We start from the raw sequence: 21,364 nt of genomic DNA, 5'->3' as shown, positions 1-21,364 counted from the left end.
CAACTAAAACCATGCAGTCGTTATAAGCTGCGGAAACCTATTTGTTCCATCAATGAATTATTGCAGGCGGGCCAGAGACTGACGGGGCGGAGCTATGTCCTTACCGCCCGCCGCGCATACACACGACATATATCTTTTAATTATTGCGGGCGAACGTCCACCGGGCGGAGCTATGCCCTGTTGTTCCCGCTTTAAAAAACCTGTTACGATGAGCCACTCAAGAGCGCCGTGATCACTGCACGCATGTCAACCGTTTTTTTCACTGTTCCATCTATGCACATATTCTCAACCAATAAAACCATCGAGATGTATTCAACTATTCCAAGCGCCGGAGGCACCGGTTTCTCCGCGCGAAGCCTGGGCAAAGCAGTGCAGTTGCTGCTTTTTTTCTGTTGCCTGGCACTGGGCGCACAGGCGCAGACCGGCCAGCGCATTACCGGTAAAGTAACCGACGCCACGGGCGCCATCCTGCCGGGCGTTTCCGTTGCCATCAAAGGCACGCAGCAGGGCACCGTTACCAACGTCAGCGGCGAGTATGCGCTCAGCGTTCCGAATGCCGACGCGGTGCTCGTATTCCGCTTTGTAGGATATGAACAACAGGAAGTGCCTGTTGCGGGCAAACCACGCATCGACGTGGTGATGGCCATGGCGGCCAAAGGCCTCAACGAGCTGGTGGTGGTAGGTTACGGCCAGCAGAAAAAGGTGAACCTCACCGGGGCCATCACCGCCGTCAAATCGGCGGATATCCAGAACATCGCGCCATCCAACCTGTCTAACGCCCTCGCGGGCCGTGCGCCGGGTGTGAACGTAACCAACACCTCGGGCCTGGCGGGCGCCAGCTCTGCCGTGCGCATCCGCGGCAGCTTCGGCGATCCGCTGTATGTGATCGACGGGGTAGTGCGCGACAAATCCGACTTCGACGCACTGGAAGCGGCGGAAGTAGACCAGATGAGTTTTCTGAAAGATGCGGCCACGGCGTCCATCTACGGTTCCCGCGCGGGCAACGGCGTGGTGCTGGTGACCACTAAAAAGGGCGCTACCCAGAAGCCGGTGTTCAACTTCCAGACCAACTACACCACCAACCGCCCCACCATGGAACTGCTGTCCGACAAAACCACGGCTACCGACGAACTGATCTACCAGAACCGCGTAGCGCAGTTCAACGGCACCGCGCCGCCTAACGGGCCGGAGGAGTTCGACTATTTTAAGAACAGGAGCTACAACGTGCACGACTTTATCTGGCAGAACCCGCACAGCCAGCGTCATTCACTGAGCGTGGCGGGCGGCTCGGAGCGGATTACGTATTATTCGCTCATCAGCTACCGCGGGGAGGAAGGTTCTTACAAAAACCTCTCGCACAACAAATTCAACCTGCGCAGCAACGTGACCGCCAAAGTGAGCGACGCCATCAAGGTAAGCCTCAACATAGCGGGCTCGCAACAGAATCTCGACCGCTTTTTCTGGCCTTTCACCGGCGACGATGACTTCGACGTGTCCGACCTCTACCGCGTAACATTCAACTGGCCGAAAACTTACCCGTTCTACACGGAAGCCGACGGAACGCCGGCCGATTACGTAACGCCCTATCCCGTGCAAACGCCCATGGGCAGCTGGCAGGCCTGGAGCGTGATCGACCAGGTGATCGGCAACCGGTATATCCGTACGCGGCAGCGGGAGATGAGCAGCATCCTTACGCTCGACATCAATCTCGACAAATACGTAAAGGGCCTGAGCACCAAAGTGTCCGGCAACTATGTGGGGGAAGACTACATGCGCAAGCGTTTCCTCACTTACCAGAAAAACTACGTGTTCAACCAGGCGGATCCGGACGGCAACCGCTTCCTGCCCGCCGCGCCGGACCCGAACAAAACCAACACTTTTACGTTCAGCCAGAACCAGCCGTTCATGAACTACGACATCAATACCACCTGGAGCTACCAGTTCAACTGGTTCGTGAACTACACCCGGAACTTCGGCAAACACGGCATTGATGCATTGGCGGTATTCGAACAGGCGGAAATGGGCGGCTATGGTGCGATGGCCCGTGCGGAAAATCCCGTGGCGGCATACGACCAGTTTTTTGCCTATCCCAGCGACCGGCAGTTCAGGAACTCCGGGGGATGGGATTCCATCGGCGCACGCCAGTCGTGGATAGGCCGTTTGAACTATAATTACGACAGCCGCTACATCGCGGAATTTTCTTTCCGGTACGACGGCAACACCCTCTTCCCGGAAACCAAACGCTGGGGCTTTTTCCCGTCTGTATCCGCCGCCTGGCGCGTATCTGAAGAAACGTGGTTCCGCAGCCTCACCAAGGCATTCGACGACCTCAAGCTGCGCGCGTCTTTCGGTATCACGGGGAACGACCTGAATGTGAATGCGGAAAAGATCGCGGCGTTCCAGTATCATCCCGTGTATGTGAATTCCGGCAGTTATATGTTCGGCGACCGGCTCTACCAGGCCATTGCGCCGGGCAGCACGCCCAACCCGAACCTGACGTGGACCACTTCCCGTTCGTACAATGCCGGTGTCGATTTCGCGCTGCTCCGCAACCGCCTCAACGGTAGTGTGGACGTGTTCGTGCGCAAGGAAACCGACATTCTCGGCTCGCGGCTGGTAAGGCTGCCGGACAACTATGGCCAGGCGCTGGCGCCGGAAAACTATGCCGCGCGCTCTTACAGGGGCGGCGAGTTGTCGCTCGAGTGGCGCGACAAAGCAGCCGGTAACCAGATCAATTATTCCGTGACCGCCAATGTGGGTTATGCCAAAGACCGCTGGGATATTTACGATGAGTCTGCCGCCTTCGGCCCCGGAGGTTTCCGGAATTTCGAATCCCGGATCGGCCGGCCGCACAACCGCATCGTCGGTCTCAAGTCACTTGGCATCGTGCGCACGCAGGAGCAGCTGGATGAGTTGCTGGCGAAGGGTTTCACCCAGTTCGGGCGGAAGCCTTACCTGGGCGGGCTGATTTTTGAAGACGTGCGCGGGGATGGGTACAAACCCGGCCCCGACGGTAAAATCGACGGGAACGATAACCAGCTGCTGTCAGAGAATGCCGCACCGCGCGTCAACTTCGGCATCGGGCTGAATATCTCTTACAAAAACTTCGCGCTGCAAACGCTTTTCCAGGGAGTGAGCGGATACGACCGCATCATCAGTAACCAGGAAGGGGAAGGCATGCGCCAGCACGGCGGCGCCGTACGGCCTTATTATCCCATCTGGGCCGGTGATGTATGGACGCCCGAAACACCGAACGGCAAATATCCCCGCCCGGTGGGCAACAACTGGTTCGAATCGGGTACAGGTTCGTCTTCTTTCTGGATCCGCAACGGCGCTTACCTGCGCCTGAAAATGCTGAACCTGGCCTATTCACTGCCGAAGTCGTGGGTAAACGCCCTTCGCCTCAGCAGCGCACAGGTGTACTTCAACGGCACCAACCTGTTCGCATTTTCGGCCATGAAGGAGTTTCATGATCCCGAACAGAAGAACTACGATTCTTATCCTGTCATGAAAGCCTTCACCTTCGGTGCAGATATTAAATTCTAGTGGTAAAGTATGATGATTATGAAAAAGATAACCTTAATAATACTGGTGTTGGCAGGCATGTTTGCTTCCTGTAAGAAAGTGCTCGACATCAAGGATCTCAAGAACTATAACCCGGACGAGGTCTGGAACGACGAGAACCTGGCCAATGCTTACATGGCGGGCCTCTACCCGATGTTCGGCAACTGGAGCCCCAGCCTGGAGCAGAAAAGCGAACAGCTGGCGGGCATTTTCTGGTATGCAGACCGTATCACCATTTCCAACGGTGAATTCAAGATCTGGAATTACAACCGCATCCGCCTGATCAACCAGGCCATCAAGGATGTGGCCGAAGGCGGGTTGAAGCAGGAGCTGAAAGACGTGATCGCCGCGCAGGCCAAATTCATGCGCGCCTACACGTATTTCGAAATGGTGACGTATTACGGCGGGGTGCCGTATATCACGGAGCCGCAGGACCGGTATACAGACAGCCTGCATACGCCGCGCAACTCCACGAAAGAGTGCTTCGAACTGATCGTGAAAGATCTCGACGAAGCCATCGCCAAACTGCCGAAGCGCCATCTCGCTTCTTCGCCGGACTATGGGAAAATAGACGCCAACTTTGCCATGGCCTTCAAAGCGAAGGTGCTGCTGTACAAAGCGTCTCCGCAGTTCAATCCTTCCAATCCCTGGAACAACGCGTACTGGAACGATGCCTACACCGCCGCCAAAACGGCGTACGACGAACTGAAGGCGCAGGGTTACCGCCTGGTGACCAACTACAGCGACATCGCGCTGGTGGAAAAAGGCCCCGAAACGGTATTTGCCGTGGTGAATGCCTATCCGAATAAAACCACCGAGTGGGACAATGGTGTGCGCCCCGGCTCTGAAAGCCGCGGCCCCGCCAACTCAACGCCTACCTGGGAGTTTGTGAAAACTTTCCCGATGAAAGACGGCAAGCTGTATAACGATCCTACCGGCCTGTATTACAAAACAGACGCGCAGTTCCTGCAAAGCTACTGGGAGAACCGCGACCCGCGTTTCGATAAATCCGTGGTGTGGAACGGCAAAGTGTATGAGGTGTCAGGCAAGGCGGGCAAACGCCAGTACACGTCGCTGGGCATCGCGCACGAGCTGGACGATTTCGGGGTGAATCCCGTTGCCGGGGTGAACTCCACCAACCTCGACCGTTACACCGGTTTCTTCGTCCTCAAAAACAGCCTGCTGCGCCTCAAACAGGCGGAAGTGCAGCAGTACGACGTGGATTTTGTGCTGATGCGTTTTGCGGAGGTGATGATGAACTATGCCGAAGCGGCAAATGAAACCGGCAGGATCGCCGAAGCGCTTGCTATCCTGAAAGAAATCCGCCAGCGCGCCGGTATTGAGCCCGGGGCAGCCGGGAATTACGGCATCACGGCCACCACCCGCGAAGCCATGCGCGAGGCTATTCTTGCGGAGCGGAACATCGAGTTCTGTTTCGAAGGGCACCGCTTCTGGGACCTGCGCCGCCTGCGCATGCTCAACCGACTCGACGGAACCACCAAAACCGGTGTGGAAGCCATCGCCATCCAGCCCGGAGGCGCCGACATGCCCATGAGCGAAGCGCGTACCAAAGCCACCGCGTACCAGCTGACGGAAGCCAACTTCCGGTACAGCCTGCTGCAGGTGCCGCGCTCCGGTGTGAAAGTGAACGTGGTGCCGGAGAAATATTATTTCTTCCCCATCCAGAGCGATATTCTCGACAGGAACAGGAACCTGGTGCAGAACAACAACTGGGGCGGAGCGTTTAACCCTACGCTGGAGTAGTATTCCTTGCAGCCATAAAAAAAGGCCGCCTCCATGGAGGCGGCCTTTTTTGTTGTAGTCTTGTCCGGTTATTTGATCACTTCTTCCAGTTTCTTCTCCAGTTCTTCACCCCGCAGGTTCTTGGCGAGGATGACGCCGTCCGGCCCCAGCAGATAGTTGGCGGGAATGGAACGGATATCGTACTGGCGCGATACCGCGTTGTCCCAGAAATTCAGGTCGGATACATGCGTCCAGGTGAGGTTGTCGTCGTGGATGGCTTTGAGCCATTTGTCTTTTGCATCCTGACGGTCGAGCGACACGCTGAGGATGGTGAAGTTTTTATCTTTGAATGCGTTGAACGCTTTCACTACCGCCGGGTTCTCTTTGCGGCAGGGCACGCACCAGCTGGCCCAGAAATCGATAAGCACGTATTTACCGCGGAAATCTTTCAGGGAAACCGGTTTGCCCAATGTGTCGTTTTGTGTGAACTCCGGCGCCACCTTGCCGATGGCGGTCGCTTTCGACGCATTGATGCTGTGCTGCATCTTTTTACCGGGCGCGTTCTTTTTCGCGGCGGGCGTTAGCTGGTTGAGCTGCTGCTGCAATTTGTCCATATCCGTTTCGCGGAGATAAAATGAAAGCACCATGGCGCTGACGGGAGAAGCGGGGTGTTGCCGCACCCACTCCCTGTAATAAATGGATTTGATGGAATCCACACGCCGGTATTGCTGTTGAAGGTCTTTCATCTTTACCGTGTCTTTCTGCTGGTACGCTTCGTTCATGGCTTTACCGAGGGCGGCCGCTTCAATGAAAGCCGGTTCCGTTTTCGCGGCTTTGGCGAGGCTGTTCAGATCCGCCGCGTAGCTGCTGCCGCTGTAAACGGCATCCGTCAACAACGGGCCGGGGCCGGTCAGTTGCAGGGTACCCGGTTGCAGGTAAAATAACTGCGCGCTGCCGGCGGCATTCCTCTCTTTTCCAATCTGGAGCAGGTAGATGTCGCCATCGGTTACCTGTATATTAAAACGGAAGCCGCCTTTACCGGCGATCACGGAATCACGTTTGGTGGAGGAGGCAAATATCGGTGCCAGGTACACCACCGTGCCTTCCTGCAGACCGGCCAGTTTGCCTTCCACCACGGTGTTGGTTTGTGCGGTGGCCGCTGCGGTAGCCAATGTGGTAGCGGCGAGCATGGCGAGGGTTAAAACATGTCTGTTGAGCATATGAAACGTTTAATAGTTATTGGCCGAATACGGATTTCAGTTTGGCATCCATCTTATCGTCGTCCTGGTCACCGCCTTCATACCGCCCGATCACCTTGCCCTGCGGGTCGATGAGGATTTTGGTGGGCAGGGAATAGATGCCGTACTTTTTCGAGATGTCTTTTTCGTTGGGTACGTTGTTGCGGATTTTATCCCAGTCGAGGCCGCGCAACACATGTTTCCACATACCGATGCCGTCCTGCGCCACCGCTTTTTTCCAGGCCTCGGGTTTGCTGTCGTCGTCGGAAACGCCGATGATTTCAAGGCCTTTGTTTTTATAGCGGGCGTAGAGCTCCTTCAGGTGCGGGTTGCCTTTGCGGCAGGGTAAACACCAGCTGGCCCAGAAATCGAGGAGTACATACTTTCCTTTGTAGTCGCTGAGCGCCAGCGGCTGGCCGTTAATGTCGGTGGTGCTGAATGCGGCTGCGATAGTGCCTTCCACGCCCAGCTTCTTGCGCTCCAGTTCTTCTTTGAGCCTTTTGCCGAACGATGTTTTCGCCTGTTCGGGCAGTTGATTGTAATATACGGATAATTTTTCCGCGGAGAGTTTGGTAGCGTACCGGTTCAGCAGGTATGCGGTGAGAAAAGCGTTCGGATGCGAATCGATGTAAGCGAAGTCGATCTTTTGCATTTCATCGTAGTAAGGCTTCAGTCCTTCTTTCATTTCCTGCGCCTTGAAGTTGTCGATTTTGCCGACCGAATCGAGCGAGCGGAAGAAGGGTTTCCATTTTTCTTCCAGCGGCGCCTTCCGCTGCTTGAGCGCGTCCATTTCCGCCTGCATGGCGCTGCCGGTGATATGGATCTGTTTGAAGGCATGTTCTTTCACTGTGGCTGTCATCTGCGCAGGTTCGATGAAGAAGTCGACGAAGTTCGGGTCGTCCATGCTGCGGGTGGCCATCTTTCCGGTGAGGCTGGCCTGGGCGGGGCCGGCGATGCTTCCCCTGAAAGTGAACCGGCCGGTTTTGCTGACGTCGATACTGTCTGTCGTCCACACGCCTTTATCGTTGGTGTACCGCAGGTACAGATAAGGTGTGCTGCTGCCGGTAAAAGTGCCGGAGAGGGTAAACTCCTGCGCGGCGGCTATTCCGGGAATCCCGATGGCCAGCAGGCAGGTGGTGATGAGTTGATGCATATGGATGTGAATTTACTGTTCGTTCTGTTTCAGGTTCGGGTTGCCGGTGATTTCATCGATGGGCACGCGCATCACCACTTTGGGATCGGTGGCCTGGATAGTCATCGGCCCCGAATTGCCGGAGGCGTAGTTGCGCACCATCGGCAAACCGTTGCGGAAATAGTCGTAGCTGACGTGCCCTTCAAACGCCAGTTCCAGCCGCCTTTGTTTGAGGATTTCATCGAAGAGCGCCTGCCCGCTGAGGCCGGTAGTGTCGCCGATGCCGGCGCGCAAGCGGATGGTGTTCAGATCGGCCAGCGCGGTGTTGTTATCACCGGTTTTCACTGCGGCTTCCGCCCGGTTCAGGTACATTTCGGCGAGGCGCAGGTAGCGGGCGGGCGACTGGCTGTAGAGGGAAACATATCCCAGCATATACTTCGCGCAGGCCAGCGAATCGTTGGGATTGCCCGGCGTAACATTCTTCACATAGAACTTCCTGCGCAGGTCGTTGCTTCTGAGCAAACCGAGCAGATCGGGGGAAGGGCGGTACAGCCCGCCGGAATAGTTGATCTGTGACGGCATGGCGTACAGGTTGCTGATAAGGCCGTTGGCGTATTGTGCGTTGATGGCAAATACATCTTCCTTGTTGGCCGGGTTGTCGCTGTTATAATAACCGGTATAGGCGGCGCCTTGCAACAGCGTGTATCCGCCGTTCAGGATAACAGAATCCGCATACGCTTTGGCTTTCTGGTTAGCGGCATTGTCCGGTTGCGCGAAAGTGCCGCCCATGTAAAGATACAGACGGGAAAGCAGGGCGAAGGCGGCGTACCTGCCGGCGAAGCTGTTGCCTTTGTTCTGCTTCAGCAGGGGCAAAGCGGCTTCGAGGTCGGCCGCCACCTGGCTGTACGTTTCCTTCACAGTGGCGCGGGGCGGCGCAAAGCTGATGCCGTTGTTGTCGGTCACGATCAGCATCACACCCGGATTGCCGGCCGCATTCTGGTAATACGGCCTGCCGTACAGGCGCACGAGGTTAAAATAAACATACGCCCGCAGGAACAATGCCTCGCCTTTGGCCTGGAGGATCTCGGGGTTCGTTTCCCCGTCTTTTACATGTGCCAGGATTTTGTTGATCTGCAGCATGCAACTATAGCTTCCTCTCCAGTAATCGTACGTAAGTGAGAGGTCCTTTTCCCCGGAATTGAGATAGTTGAAGGCATCGGTGTATCTATTGACGGCCGCATCGAGCGCCCGGATGTTGTTGCCGTGCGATTCCGAGAGGAACAGCTGCATGTCGTTGTAATTGAAGCCGCCCGTAACCGCTCTGCCGGCCACCCCGGCGTAAACGCCCCATACGGCTTTGGTGTAACCGGCCGGCGATGAAAACTGCTGCTCTTCAAAAGTGACGTTATGCGGCCGCAGTTTGTCCAGTTGTTTGTTGCAGGCGCTGGTACCTCCCAACGCAGCCAGCAGTATAGCGATGTATGTTGTTCTTAATTTCATGGTCGTCTTTTTTAGAATGATACGTTCAAACCGGCCAGGTATCTCCTGGAGTTGGCGAAACCGATGCCGACGCCTCCGTAAGCAGTGCTGCTACCGAGCGTAGCGCCCTCGGGGTCCGCGCCCACAAAGTCTTTTTTCTTGAGCACGGCGAGGTTATCACCACTCACATACACGGAGATGTTCTGCATTTTCCACTGGCGCACGAGGCGCTGCGGGAGGTCGTACGATAGCCGTACGTTCCTCAGCCGCGCATGGCTGGCATCGCCCCACAACCGGGAAGAGCGGTAGGTAAGAGCGCTCCAGGCATTCGGATTAGTGCTGAATATGTCGGGATAGTTGGCGTCGGTGTCGCCGGCTTTTTCCCAGATGCGCTGGTTGCTGCCGAACACCACGTTGTTGCGGCCCAGGCGGGGCGAAGTGGGCGACTGGAAGTTATTCACCAGCGCCATCATCACGTAGTTGCCATACTGGAACCACCATTCCACGTTCAGGGTGAAATTGTCGAATTTGAAAGTGTTGGTGAAGCCGCCGAAGAACTTCGGTGTGGCGGAACCGACCACCTGCCAGTTGGCGAGTTTGGCCGTGGCGCCGATACCTTCCACTTCCACCCTTTTTCCGGAAGCATCGAAATTCTCATGGATCATGTGGCCGTTGGCGGGATTGATGCCCACATAGCGGATGGCTTTGATCACGTTGATGTCTTCACCGATTTTGCGGTAGTAGGCGCCGGAGTAGTTATCCCGCAGCGAATCCTGGTAGAGCGCGGAAATGTTGTTCCGGTTGAAGCTGATGTTGAAGTTGGTGTGCCAGTTGAACCGGGGGCTTTTTACGTTGTGCGTATTGAGCATCAGCTCCAGGCCCTTGTTGATGATCTCTCCGATGTTCTGGTACTGGCTGAGCGAGCCCTGTGCGGAAGTGAGCGTTACCTGCTGCAACAATCCGGCGCTTCGCTTGTGGTATACGTCGAGGGTGACCTGCACGCGGTCCCACAAACCGGCATCCAGCCCGAGGTTGGTATTGTACATCGTTTCCCACGAAATGGAGGGGTTGGCCAGTTGCGAAATGGTGGAACCGATATTGTTCTGTGCGCCATACCGCGCGCCGTCCGTATAAAGCGTGGTATTCATGTAGGCGTCTCCCAGGTCGCGGCCGGAAGTGCCGTATGCCGCGCGCAGGCGCAAGGTGCTGATGGTTTTGTTGTCCACCAGGAAAGATTCGCGCGAGAGCAGCCAGCCACCGCTCACAGAGTAGAAGGTGCCGTACCGTTTGTCGCGGCCGAAGTTGGTGGTAGCATCCGTACGGGCTGAAAGCGTTGCATAATACCGCTGATCGTAGTTATAGTCCGCCTGCCCGAACACGGAGAAGGTGGCCCTTTCCGCGTAACTGCCGGTGGGCACCGCGGGCGGTGTGGCGGGTGTGATGTAGGCAAGGTAAATGGCATCACCGATGCCTTTGGCCGCGCCTGCATTCCTTTCGCCGGGCATCATGTTGTAGAGGTTCGTGGTGATCACGTCGAGCGTGCGTTTGCCCCATTCCTGGCCAATCAGTGCGCTCACGGAATGTTTGCCGTAGCCTTTGCGGAAGTTCAGCGTGTTGGACGTGAGGTAATCGGTGGCTTTCCTGTCGTCGAGCTGCAGCGTGCCGTTGGGCAATATGGGGCTGGATGGGGTAAACAGGTAAGGGAAGCCGCCGTATTTGCCGGAATACGAACGCGGGTCGAGGTAGGAGTTGACGCTGGAGTTGGTGTAGGTCAGCGAGTTGGAACTCTGGATATACAGCCAGGGAAAGATGTCGTATTTCAGTTTCAATGCGCCAAGGTGGTTGTGAAACTTCGTGATCCTCGTATTGTCGTATGGTGTTTCGGCGAGGAAGTTCTGCGTCCAGGTCGTAAACGCCGGGCCGTAGTTATTGGATTGTTTGACCGGTATGCTGTCTGCCAGGGTGCCATCCGGGTTATAGGGATTCATGAACGGCTGGATCATGTACAGTTCGGGGATGCCGTTGCGTTTTTCCGTGACGTCCACCATGGAACTGATGTTGATGGTGGCGGTAAAACGTGGGGAGATCTGCTGGTCGATGTTGAGGCGGATGCTTTTCCGGTCGAACGAGTTGTCGTACAGCGCGCCGTTTTCCTTATACCAGGCAATGCCGCCGTAGAATTTCGTTTTTTCGGAGCCGCTGTTGATGCTGAGCTCCGTGTTCCGGAAATCGCCGTTGCTGTAAATGGCATCCTCCCAGTTGAAATTATTGTTGCGGTCGGCGTCTGAATACGTCCTCCGCTGGTTCACAAAATCATTCACGTTGGGGAACTGTGTGCGGATGGAAGGTGTTTGTTCCCAGTAGCGCACCATCTGTTTGTCCATGAACGAGATCAGCTCGGACGTTGTCATGAACCGGATGTTGCGTTTGGGCTGCAGTGCGCCGTACTGCATGGTGAGGTTGGCGGAGAGTTTCCCCTGTTTCCCTCTTTTCGTGGTGACCACGATCACGCCCTGTGCGGCGCGGGAGCCGTAGATGGCGGTGGAGGAAGCATCTTTCAGGATGGTGATATCTTCCACGTCCGCGGGGTTCACCGCGTCCTGGAGGGCCTGGTAGTTGGTGATCACGCCGTCTACTACCAGCAGCGGGCCATAGTAAGGGTTGGTGTTGGGGGCAACCGGTAAAGACGATTGTCCTCTTTCGATCACCTGCCCCTTTGCGCCGGCTTCACCGCTGGTTTCGGTGATGTACAGGCCGGTGGTTTTGCCTTTGAGCATCGACAATGCGTTGGGGGTGGCAACGCCTTTCCGCAGCTCATCGCCCGTTACTTTCTGCACGGCGCCGGTCACCTCTTTGGCGCTCCTGGCGGAGTAGCCGGTAATTATCAGCTCTTCGAGCCGGGAGGTGGCGAGGGCCAGCTTGATCTGCTGGTTCTCTTCCTGCCGCGCAATGCCGCTAAAGGGGTGGTAGCCGATCATCGAATACTCCAGCGTCGTATTATCCGGCACCCTGATGTTGAAGTAACCGTTTGCATCGGTATTGGCCACCACCATCGTACTGTTGCTTTTATGGGTGGTTTTGACCGTTACGCCTGCGAGCGGGACGCCCGTTTCATCCGTTACCCGCCCTCTCACCAACGGCACCGCCTGGGAGGTGGATACGTTGCCGGAAATAGCGGCCCGCGTGACCACGATATAGCGGTTGTCGCGGATGGCATAGGAGAGCCCCTGGTCTTTGAAACAGATGTCCAGCGCAATTTTCAGCGGCACCTTTTCCACGGCGATGTCTACTTTCCGGGCATTGTCGAGCAAAGATTTGCCGTACACGAAAGTGAAGTCCGTCTGTTTCTCAATTTCCCGGAACACTTTCGCCAGCGGCTCATTCCTGAATTTCAGGGTGACCGTCTGCGTGTAGCCGGCCACGGTGGTAAGGAGGATAAGGAGCGTAAGCAGGCCGGCTCTCCGGGCGCTGCGATGTTGGTTGGTGTGGGAGCATGAAATGCCCCGCTGCTTTTGGCACCAAGCAGTGAATGTCATACATTTGATTTTGGGTGATGTAAAAACGAATACCTCTACGATTCAGATTACTCATCTTATCCCGATAGCGGCCGCATACCGCTACGGGATTTTTAATGAGTAATGGTTGGTTGTTTAATCATGTCTTTCTGGTTTTATGCAATAACGGATACCAGGGCGTTACTGTCACCTGTTTTCCTGTTTAATCATGTCTTTCTGGTTGTATGCAATAAAGGATATCAGGGCGTTACCGTCACCTGTTTTCCCTCGATTTCAAAATGAACGAGCCCCGTCAATTCCAGCAGTTCGAATACTTTCGACACCGGCACATTCCGCGGAATGGTGGCGGTAAAGTATTCTTTCACGGGCGCTCCCCTGTACACCACGCTGATGCCGTACCAGCGGGAGAGTTGTTTCATCACCGTTTCTATGTTGGCCTCATCGAACCTGAACAACCCGTTTTTCCAGGCCACGGCGCTTTCTGTGTCCGCATCATGCAGCACACTCACGGTATTATCCCCTATGGACACCGCCTGCTGCCCGGGCGCCAGCAGTTTCGCCTGCCCGTCTTTCCGCACATTCACCGCGCCCTGCAGCAGGGTAGTGGTGATGCGCTGATCGTCCGCGTAAGCCTGTACGTTGAACCGGGTGCCCAGTACTTCAATCGTCAGTTGATTATCCGCCCGCACAAAAAACGGTTTCGACGCGTCTTTGGCGATCTCGAAATAAGCTTCTCCCGTCAGTTCCACATTCCGGGCATGCCCCGTGAAAGCGGTGGGGTAGCGGAGGGAGCTGCCGGCATTCAGCCACACGCCGGTACCATCTGGCAGGGTGATCCGGTACTGCCCGCCCACCGGGGTGGTGAGGGTGTTGTACTGTACCGCCTCTCCCGGCGCGGATTGCCCGCTGTAGGAGAGCTCTCCCTCGGCCGTTTTCACCGCCTGCATGCCGCCCTGCTGCATCACCGTTCCCTGTTGGGCATCGTCGAGACTGATGGTGCTGCCGTCAGACAGTGTGAGCATCGCCCGGTTGCCGCCGGGCTGTACATCGTTGCGGTAACGCTGCACGGTAGCGGCAGGCTGTTGCTGATCGTTCAGCAGAAAATATCCTCCTATGCTGCACACGCCCACAATGACTGCCGCCGCGGCGAGCTTCACCCATAACGGAAGCCGCTTCACGGGTGTTGCCGCACGTTCGTCCGCCGCTTCCCTTACCCGCAGGATCATCCGGTTGATGGCGGCGGCGTCCGCCTCTTCAGGCACTACACTGTCGGCCATCGCCGAAAGTATGCCCGTGATGGCCTCATCGTACCGGTCGTCCCGCAGGAAGCGGGACAGTTCCTCCGCTTCACCGCTGCCGATGCTGCCATCGGCATACCGGGCCAGCAGCTGCTTCAGCCTTTCGTGTTCATGTGTTAACATAGTGGAATAGAATTGCGCTACAGATATATAACTATCAGGTGAGATGGTAGGACTAGTCCGTCCGAAAAAAAATTAAAAAAAGTACAGCCCGGTGGAGCGACGCACAAAATCCCGGATGGTTTGCAGGGCTTTAACGAGGTGATTCTTGACGGTATTGGGTGAAAGCTGCAGCCGGTTGGCGATTTCCCGGGTGCTGAGCCCTTCGTGGCGGCTCAGTTCATACACCAGCTTCTGTTGCGGGGGCAACCGCAGTACGGCTTCGCGGAGGAGCAGCCCGCTTTCTTTCCAGTATACCTGTTCTTCAGTGTTGAGGGTACGGTCCGGCTGCCGGTCGCGGAGCAGTTGCAGCAGGCGCCCTTCCACGGCTTTCCTTTTCAGGTAGGTGAGCGACAGGTTGGAAGCGATGGTGAACAGCCAGGAGCTGAGATGATAGATGCGCGCCGTGTCGTGCCGTTGCTGCCAGAGGCGGAGAAATACTTCCTGCACGATCTCTTCGGCTACATGCCGGTTTTTGGTGAGGTTGGCGGTAAAGGGGAGCAGTCGCGGATAATAATGATGGACGATGGTTTCAAACGCCTTCCCGTCTGCCTCTGCGATGCCCGCCAGCAGCACGTCCTCATTATTTAATTTACTGCTCATCCCGATGTATGGCCCCTCCCGGCGATTAAATTCTGGTTGATTGCAACTTAAAATTAGTAAAAAGGATCCATTCTTTGCAAGCAACAAAAAAGCCGCATGCCCTTCCGGTACCATGCGGCTTTCGCTTTGAACAGGATGTGGTGTTACAATGCGGTATTCATCCGGAAGTCGGCGCTGTCGCCTTTCTGGATGATATAAATATTTTTGTTCTCGAAATAATCGGGCATGTCCGCCGCACCGTCTTTCAGGTACACGGGCTGGAAGTTGAAGCTCGTGAACACGCGGTTGGCCGGTTTGTTCAGGTCTTTGTTGAAATACACGCCGTCCTGCATGAGCAGTTTCACGAAATAATACGTGAGCTCGAAACCTTTGAAGGCCATGTCGGACGGGCGCGATTTATACACTTTCCGGAAATGGTCGGTGATGTAGCGGCTGTACAGGTCCGTTTTTTCGTTGTAATACGGAGAGGAATAATACATGGTGATGCCCGCGAATTCCGGCTCCTTGAACTTCATCACGTCCCAGGTGGGCATGCCGAATACCTGCATGGGGTAGGTGGCTTTGTGGGCCGCCAGCTTGCGCAGGATGGATTTGGCGCCGGCCTCGTCGAGCGCGGTGACGATGAGCAGGTTGGGACGGTCCGTCAGCAGGTATTGCGTCAGCTGCAGGTCGGTGGTGGCGTCGTTCCAGATCACTTCGCGCACGCGGCTCTTTTTATCGTAGCTCAGTTTATCGTAAGCGGCTTTGATATTACCGGCGATGCCGGCTTCGAAGTTGCTGGCCCTTCTTACCACCAAGATGTTTTTATTGGCGAACCCTCTCTGCGCGTAATCGTGCATGGCTTCCACGTGCGAGCGCAGGGTGCTGTTGCTGATGAGCAGGAACGGGTTATCGGTGATGCCGGCATCGTTGGGGTAGGTGGCGGATACGAGGTTGATCTCTTTCTGTTTGGCAAAGTCGCTGAGGGGCTTGAACTCCGGGGTGCTCACCGCGCCGATGATCAGGTCGGTATTGTCGAGCAGCCGGTTGCGGATGAGGCTGGCCACGTCGTTGTTGCGGGATTTGTTGTCGTACACGGTCACGTTCAGTTTCGCGCCCTGGCTTTGCAGGGAATCGAGGGCCAGTTGCACGCCCTCATAGAACTCGAGGCCGGGCAGTACATACCGCGGCATGGTGCGGCCGGGGATCTCGAGGGAGGTGGCAAATACCGAATCGAGGTAAAGCGGGGCAAATACGGCGATGTTGTAGCTGCTGCGTTTTACTTCTTTGGCAAAAGCAGGCACGTTGAATGGCGCTTTTGCTTCGGGTTTCTTTTCTTCGGGTTTCTTTTCCTCGGGTTTCGTGGGCTTCGACAGTTCCGGCGGAGGGCCGTCGGTTTTAGCCGGCGCCGAGCGGAAAATGCTACAGGCCTGCAGCGTTACCAGCAGGGTGGCGATCACGGCAAGACTGGTTAAAGATTTCATTCGGTTCATACAGTGCCAAATTTGCAAAAATCATTCCGTAAAAGACGATTACGAATTACGGCCCGGCCTGCATACCCGGGGGCAGCGGCCTGATCGTAATTCGTAATCAGGACATATGATAGATTATTCCCACTCGATAGTGGCCGGCGGTTTGGAGCTGATGTCGTACACCACGCGGTTGATACCTTTTACCTTATTGATAATGTCGTTGGAAACTTTTGCAAGGAATTCGTACGGGAGATGCGCCCAGTCGGCCGTCATACCGTCGGTAGACGTTACGGCGCGGAGGGCCACGGTGAATTCGTAAGTCCTTTCGTCGCCCATCACGCCCACGCTCTGTACGGGCAGCAGGATGGTGCCTGCCTGCCAGACCTGGTTGTAGAGGCCCGATTCGCGGAGGTTCTCGATATAGATGGCGTCCGCTTCCTGGAGCATGGCCACTTTTTCGGGGGTGATTTCGCCGAGGATGCGGATGGCGAGGCCCGGTCCGGGGAAGGGGTGGCGGGCCAGGAAGATGTCGCTGATGCCGATTTCCTTACCCACGCGGCGCACCTCGTCTTTAAAGAGGAAACGCAGGGGCTCCACGAGGCCCATCTTCATTTTTTCCGGCAAACCGCCCACGTTATGGTGCGATTTGATGGTGGCGGAAGGCCCGTTTACGGAAACGGACTCGATCACGTCCGGGTAAATGGTGCCCTGGCCCAGGAAGGCGATATCTTTCAGTTCGGCGGATTCCTGCTGGAATACCTCGATGAAGAGGCGGCCGATGATCTTGCGTTTGGTTTCGGGGTCGGTGACGCCTTTCAGCTCGCCGTAGAACAGTTCACGGGCGTCCACGCCTTTTACATTGAGCCCCATGTGTTTATAGGAGTCCAGTACGGAGGAGAACTCGTCTTTCCGCAGCAGGCCGTTGTCTACGAACACACAATACAGGTTCTGGCCGATGGCTTTGTGGATCAGTTCGGCGGCCACGGTGGAATCCACCCCGCCGCTGAGGGCCATCACCACTTTTTTGTCGCCTACTTCCCGTTTGATACGGGCCACCGTTTCGGCTACGAATGCGGCGGGCGTCCAGTCCTGGTGAATACCGCAGATATGCACGAGGAAATTCCGGATGATCTGTTTCCCTTCGAGGGAGTGGGTCACTTCCGGGTGGAACTGGAGGGCGAAGAGCGGATTTTTAGCCAGTGTGAAGCTTTTGAAAGCCGCCACCGGGATATTTTCGGTATGAGCGATGGGGGTGAAAGCCTCGGGCAGGCGCACAATGGTGTCTGCATGGCTCATCCACACCTGGCTCTTGGGCGAGATGTCGTATAATAACGGTTCTTCTTTGTCTGCATGCTCCATAAACGCACGGCCGTACTCGCGGTGGCTGCTTTTGGCCACTTCGCCGCCGAATACCTTGGCCATCAGCTGTGCGCCGTAGCAAACGCCCAGTACGGGCACCCTGTCGGCCATGGCTTTGATGTCCACCACCGGGGCCAGCGGGTCGTTCACGGAGAACGGGGAACCGGAGAGAATGATACCTTTAATACTGTCTTCCCAGGTAATGGGCTTCGTACATGGTTGAATTTCACAATAAACATTCAGCTCCCGGATGCTGCGTGCGATCAGCTGTGTGTATTGGGAACCGAAATCGAGGATCAATATCTTTTCTGTCATGGTGGTGCAAAGATAGCGTTTGCCCATTAAATACCCTGCGCTTCGGGATTGAAGAATTCTTTGTATTTTTCGGCGTCACCATTTATCTATAAACCTTAGTATATGAAAACAGTTTCCCGTTTGTTTCTCCTTCCCCTGCTATTGCTCACCGTGCTGGCCGCCTGCGATTCGGTGGACGGCAGCGGCCGCGTCACCAAGGAAGACCGCCAGGTGGGGGATTTCTCCGCCGTAGCCGTGAGCGGCTCCATGGACGTGTTCATCACCCATGGCAATACCCGCAGCCTCAGCATCGAAGGGGAAGATAATATCGTGCCCCTGATAGAATCCAATATCGACAACGGCGCCCTGGAGATCCGTTTCAAGCCCAATACAAACGTCCGTACCCACCGCGACGTGAAGGTATATATTATTACCCCCGTACTAGAAGGGGTGAACGTCAACGGTTCCGGCGATGTGAAGGTGATGAGCCACTTCGCGTCCGACCGCGGGCTGAGCCTGAACCTTTCCGGCAGCGGCGACCTTTCCGGCAGTTTCGACGCGCCGGAAGTGCGGGTCAGCGTGGCCGGCTCCGGGAACGTGAAGCTGAAAGGGCAGACCCGCGACCTGAACGTGAACATTGCCGGCAGCGGCAATTGCGAGGCGGACGAACTGCTGGCCGAAACGGCTGAAGTGAATATAGCAGGCAGCGGCAATGCGGACGTGCATGCCAGCCGCGAGCTGAAAGCCAATACGCTGGGCTCCGGCGACGTGCGTTACAAGGGAGATCCCCAGCTGAATGTCAGCAAACTCGGCTCCGGTACGGTGAAGAAGCGCTAACCTAACAAATTCCAGATTTGTTGTATGTTTACAACTTTTTTGGAACATCCGACACACCTGTCTATGAGTCAACTACCGAAGATATTAGTGGTGTATTACACCCAAACCGGCCAGCTGAGGAGGATCATCGATAACGTGCTGGGCCCCCTGCAGGGCAAGGCCGAAGTGGTATATGAGGAATTAGTGCCGGTAAGCCCCTTTCCCTTTCCCTGGTCCAAACAGGCGTTTTTCGATGCCATGCCCGAAACGGTGCTGGCGCGGCCAAGGGCCATACAACCGCTGAAAGTGAACCCCGACGAACATTTCGACCTCGTGATCATGGCTTACCAGCCCTGGTTTTTGTCGCCGTCCCAACCCGTGGCCGCCTTCCTGCAGAGCCCGGAGGCGGTGAAACTGCTGAAAAACCGGCCGGTAGTGACTTTACTGGGCTGCCGCAACATGTGGATCAACGCCCAGGAAAAAATGAAAAAATACCTGCATCAGATCGGCGCCAACCTGGTGGGCAACATTGCGATGGTAGACACGCACCATAACCTGGTGTCGCTGATCACCATCCTGCGCTGGTCTACCAAGGGGAAAAAGGAAGCCTTTTTTGTATTCCCGCCGGCGGGGGTGCAGGAAAAAGATATCGTGGAATCGGCCCGTTTTGCCGCCCCCATCGGGGAAGCGCTGGCGCAAAGGGAGTTCGGCGGTTTGCACGGCAAGCTGCTGTCGCTGGGAAGCGTGGAGATGAAACCGGGCCTCATCGTACTGGAAATGCGCGGGGTAAAACCGTTCCGCTTTTTTGCCAACTTCATCAGCGCCAGGGGCGGGCCCGGCGATCCCGGCCGGCAGGGGCGTGTTACGTTATACCGCGTAATATTGTTGCTGGCGATACCCTTCCTGTCGCCCTTCACCACAGTAGCTTCATGGTTGAAACTGCTGCTGCGGCGCAAACAGCTGAACGAGGATGTGACCTATTATAAAGGCGTCTCCCTCCGGGAAGGATGATTCTTTCTCCTTAAATTTGCAGTGAAACGAGAATGCCGACAGTTTAGTATTAATTTCGGGTTACTGCCCGGTGCCATGGTCAATTAATGCATGCAAAATTCTATATTTACGGCCGCTTAAACCGAAGCAGGGGTAAAATCCGGTGAATAAAACACCGCTTGTAACGTTAAATAAACAGGATACGCAGTTCCGGACATAAAAATCACTACTGTTTTATCGCTGTAACAACCGGGCAGGTAACTATCTGACCGTTAAAAAACGAATACGTCCAGATGAAGTAACGTTCCATCTGACCGATAAAAAATCAAATAAGTCCAGATGAAATAACATTCCATCTGACCCATAAAAAACGAACAAGTCCAGATGAAATAACATTCCATCTGACCCATAAAAAACGAACAAGTCCAGATGAAATAACATTCCATCTGACCCATAAAAAACGAACAAGTCCAGATGAAACGCCATCTGACCAAAATAAAAAGTACTAATCACTACAGATGAAAGAAGTATATATTACGAGGCTCTCCAAATTTCTGCCGAATGAGCCAGTAGGGAACGATGATATGGAAAGCATCCTCGGAATGGTTGATGGAAAGCCTTCCCGGGCCCGAAATATGATTCTGGGAAATAACAAGATCAAGACCCGTTATTATGCTTTGGATAAAGAAGGGAACTCCACGCACTCCAACGCAGAGATGACTGCCGAGGCCGTGAAGATGTTGTTCGACAACAAATTCCCCATGCAACAGTTACAGCTGCTGGCCTGCGGTACCACTTCGCCCGACCAGCTGCTGCCCAACCACGCCGCCATGGTGCACGGCATCCTGAAATGCCAGCCCGTTGAGCTGATCGCCGCTACCGGCGCCTGCGCTGCAGGCATGCAGGCTTTCAAATACGCCTACATGTCGATCAAATGCGGCAACACCAGCAACGCCGTGAGCACCGGCTCAGAGAAATTCTCCAGCTGGATGCTGTCGCGCAAATTTGAGCCGGAAACGGAAAACCTCAAATCCCTCGCGGAAAATCCCATCATCGCATTCGAAAAAGACTTTTTAAGATGGATGCTCTCCGACGGCGCCAGCGCCGCCCTGTTCCAGGACAAACCCAACGAAGAAGGGCTGTCGCTGCGGGTAGACTGGGTGGAGATCGCCTCTTACGCCAATAACCTCGACACCTGCATGTACGCGGGCGCGGTAAAAAACGAAGACGGCAGCACCAAAGGCTGGACCGACATGACGCCAGAGGAATGGGCCGCCAACAGCGTGTTCTCCTTCAAACAGGATACCCGCCTGCTCGGCAAGAACATCGTTCCTTCCGGCGCGCAGATGTGGAAAGAGCTGGTGGATAAATACAACATCGATATCAGCAAGCTGACTTACTTCCTGCCGCACCTTTCTTCCGAATACTTCCGTTTCCGGATCGACGAAGAGATCGCACGGCTGGGCGTGCACATCCCGCAGGAAAAATGGTTCACCAACCTCACCCGCGTGGGCAATGTGGGCACCGCTTCTCCTTACTTCATGCTGGAAGAGCTGCTCAACCAGGACAAACTGAAGAAAGGCGATACCATCGTGATGATGGTGCCGGAGAGTGCAAGGTTCTCGTATGCGTACGCGCATATCACGGTAGTATAAGTCAATCATCAGAATAGTGTAATGCAGCAGTGGCCGTTATGATGTCCGGTTCCTGCTGCATTTCAGTA

Annotated in this window: 13 protein-coding genes; 5 read left to right on the top strand and 8 right to left on the bottom strand. The window is 55.5% G+C overall.

The features are described from left to right. The first annotated feature begins 306 nt into the window (after positions 1 to 306). Both EGT74_RS03725 and EGT74_RS03720 read left to right on the top strand, forming a co-directional pair. Positions 307 to 3,546 carry a SusC/RagA family TonB-linked outer membrane protein gene (locus EGT74_RS03725; RefSeq protein ID WP_123845186.1) on the top strand — a complete coding sequence of 1,080 codons (3,240 nt, stop codon included), beginning with the start codon at positions 307 to 309 and terminating at the stop codon, positions 3,544 to 3,546. Positions 3,547 to 3,564: 18 nt separating this feature from the next. Then, a complete protein-coding gene (locus tag EGT74_RS03720; protein WP_220392804.1) occupies positions 3,565 to 5,328 on the top strand; it encodes a RagB/SusD family nutrient uptake outer membrane protein in 1,764 nt (587 codons plus the stop codon). Between the two features lie 68 nt (positions 5,329 to 5,396). Here EGT74_RS03720 and EGT74_RS03715 read toward each other — a convergent pair whose 3' ends face one another. The 8 genes from EGT74_RS03715 to guaA form a co-directional block, all read right to left on the bottom strand. Further along, positions 5,397 to 6,527, bottom strand: a complete 1,131-nt coding sequence (locus EGT74_RS03715; protein ID WP_123845185.1) for a TlpA disulfide reductase family protein — start codon at positions 6,525 to 6,527, stop codon at positions 5,397 to 5,399. A 16-nt stretch (positions 6,528 to 6,543) separates the two neighbouring features. After that, on the bottom strand, positions 6,544 to 7,698 hold the full coding sequence (locus EGT74_RS03710; protein WP_123845184.1) for a TlpA disulfide reductase family protein: 1,155 nt from the start codon (positions 7,696 to 7,698) through the stop codon (positions 6,544 to 6,546). A 12-nt stretch (positions 7,699 to 7,710) separates the two neighbouring features. Next, on the bottom strand, positions 7,711 to 9,177 hold the full coding sequence (locus tag EGT74_RS03705; RefSeq protein ID WP_123845183.1) for a RagB/SusD family nutrient uptake outer membrane protein: 1,467 nt from the start codon (positions 9,175 to 9,177) through the stop codon (positions 7,711 to 7,713). An 11-nt stretch (positions 9,178 to 9,188) separates the two neighbouring features. After that, positions 9,189 to 12,692, bottom strand: coding sequence for a SusC/RagA family TonB-linked outer membrane protein (locus EGT74_RS03700; protein ID WP_123845182.1), 3,504 nt, complete (start codon positions 12,690 to 12,692; stop codon positions 9,189 to 9,191). Positions 12,693 to 12,910: 218 nt separating this feature from the next. Then, positions 12,911 to 14,092 carry a FecR domain-containing protein gene (locus tag EGT74_RS03695; RefSeq protein ID WP_123845181.1) on the bottom strand — a complete coding sequence of 394 codons (1,182 nt, stop codon included), beginning with the start codon at positions 14,090 to 14,092 and terminating at the stop codon, positions 12,911 to 12,913. A 72-nt stretch (positions 14,093 to 14,164) separates the two neighbouring features. Further along, on the bottom strand, positions 14,165 to 14,731 hold the full coding sequence (locus tag EGT74_RS03690) for an RNA polymerase sigma-70 factor (protein ID WP_158617988.1): 567 nt from the start codon (positions 14,729 to 14,731) through the stop codon (positions 14,165 to 14,167). Between the two features lie 143 nt (positions 14,732 to 14,874). Beyond that, positions 14,875 to 16,203, bottom strand: a complete 1,329-nt coding sequence (locus EGT74_RS03685) for an ABC transporter substrate-binding protein (RefSeq protein WP_123845179.1) — start codon at positions 16,201 to 16,203, stop codon at positions 14,875 to 14,877. A 114-nt stretch (positions 16,204 to 16,317) separates the two neighbouring features. Further along, positions 16,318 to 17,856, bottom strand: a complete 1,539-nt coding sequence (gene guaA, locus EGT74_RS03680) for a glutamine-hydrolyzing GMP synthase (RefSeq protein WP_123845178.1) — start codon at positions 17,854 to 17,856, stop codon at positions 16,318 to 16,320. 102 nt (positions 17,857 to 17,958) lie between these two features. Here guaA and EGT74_RS03675 point away from each other — a divergent pair, with 102 nt between their 5' ends. The 3 genes from EGT74_RS03675 (at position 17,959) to EGT74_RS03665 (ending at position 21,296) form a co-directional block, all read left to right on the top strand. Further along, positions 17,959 to 18,672: a head GIN domain-containing protein gene (locus EGT74_RS03675; RefSeq protein ID WP_123845177.1), complete on the top strand. Its 714-nt coding sequence runs from the start codon at positions 17,959 to 17,961 to the stop codon at positions 18,670 to 18,672. A 63-nt stretch (positions 18,673 to 18,735) separates the two neighbouring features. Further along, positions 18,736 to 19,662 carry a dialkylrecorsinol condensing enzyme gene (locus tag EGT74_RS03670; protein ID WP_123845176.1) on the top strand — a complete coding sequence of 309 codons (927 nt, stop codon included), beginning with the start codon at positions 18,736 to 18,738 and terminating at the stop codon, positions 19,660 to 19,662. 497 nt (positions 19,663 to 20,159) lie between these two features. Continuing rightward, on the top strand, positions 20,160 to 21,296 hold the full coding sequence (locus EGT74_RS03665; protein ID WP_123845175.1) for a beta-ketoacyl-ACP synthase III: 1,137 nt from the start codon (positions 20,160 to 20,162) through the stop codon (positions 21,294 to 21,296). The last annotated feature ends 68 nt before the right edge of the window (positions 21,297 to 21,364 follow it).

This window comes from Chitinophaga lutea (assembly GCF_003813775.1).
Lineage (GTDB): Bacteria > Bacteroidota > Bacteroidia > Chitinophagales > Chitinophagaceae > Chitinophaga > Chitinophaga lutea.
The sequence above is the reverse complement of the archived record's forward strand: the minus strand, read 5'-3'. Positions and strand labels throughout refer to the sequence as shown.

What these genes read in the sequence shown, in the direction of transcription:
- EGT74_RS03725 (WP_123845186.1), top strand. Translation starts at nt 307, where the DNA reads ATGTATTCAACTATTCCAAGCGCCGGAGGCACCGGTTTCTCCGCGCGA.
- EGT74_RS03720 (WP_220392804.1), top strand. Translation starts at nt 3,565, where the DNA reads ATGAAAAAGATAACCTTAATAATACTGGTGTTGGCAGGCATGTTTGCT.
- EGT74_RS03715 (WP_123845185.1), bottom strand. Translation starts at nt 6,527, where the DNA reads ATGCTCAACAGACATGTTTTAACCCTCGCCATGCTCGCCGCTACCACA.
- EGT74_RS03710 (WP_123845184.1), bottom strand. Translation starts at nt 7,698, where the DNA reads ATGCATCAACTCATCACCACCTGCCTGCTGGCCATCGGGATTCCCGGA.
- EGT74_RS03705 (WP_123845183.1), bottom strand. Translation starts at nt 9,177, where the DNA reads ATGAAATTAAGAACAACATACATCGCTATACTGCTGGCTGCGTTGGGA.
- EGT74_RS03700 (WP_123845182.1), bottom strand. Translation starts at nt 12,692, where the DNA reads ATGACATTCACTGCTTGGTGCCAAAAGCAGCGGGGCATTTCATGCTCC.
- EGT74_RS03695 (WP_123845181.1), bottom strand. Translation starts at nt 14,092, where the DNA reads ATGTTAACACATGAACACGAAAGGCTGAAGCAGCTGCTGGCCCGGTAT.
- EGT74_RS03690 (WP_158617988.1), bottom strand. Translation starts at nt 14,731, where the DNA reads ATGAGCAGTAAATTAAATAATGAGGACGTGCTGCTGGCGGGCATCGCA.
- EGT74_RS03685 (WP_123845179.1), bottom strand. Translation starts at nt 16,203, where the DNA reads ATGAACCGAATGAAATCTTTAACCAGTCTTGCCGTGATCGCCACCCTG.
- guaA (WP_123845178.1), bottom strand. Translation starts at nt 17,856, where the DNA reads ATGACAGAAAAGATATTGATCCTCGATTTCGGTTCCCAATACACACAG.
- EGT74_RS03675 (WP_123845177.1), top strand. Translation starts at nt 17,959, where the DNA reads ATGAAAACAGTTTCCCGTTTGTTTCTCCTTCCCCTGCTATTGCTCACC.
- EGT74_RS03670 (WP_123845176.1), top strand. Translation starts at nt 18,736, where the DNA reads ATGAGTCAACTACCGAAGATATTAGTGGTGTATTACACCCAAACCGGC.
- EGT74_RS03665 (WP_123845175.1), top strand. Translation starts at nt 20,160, where the DNA reads ATGAAAGAAGTATATATTACGAGGCTCTCCAAATTTCTGCCGAATGAG.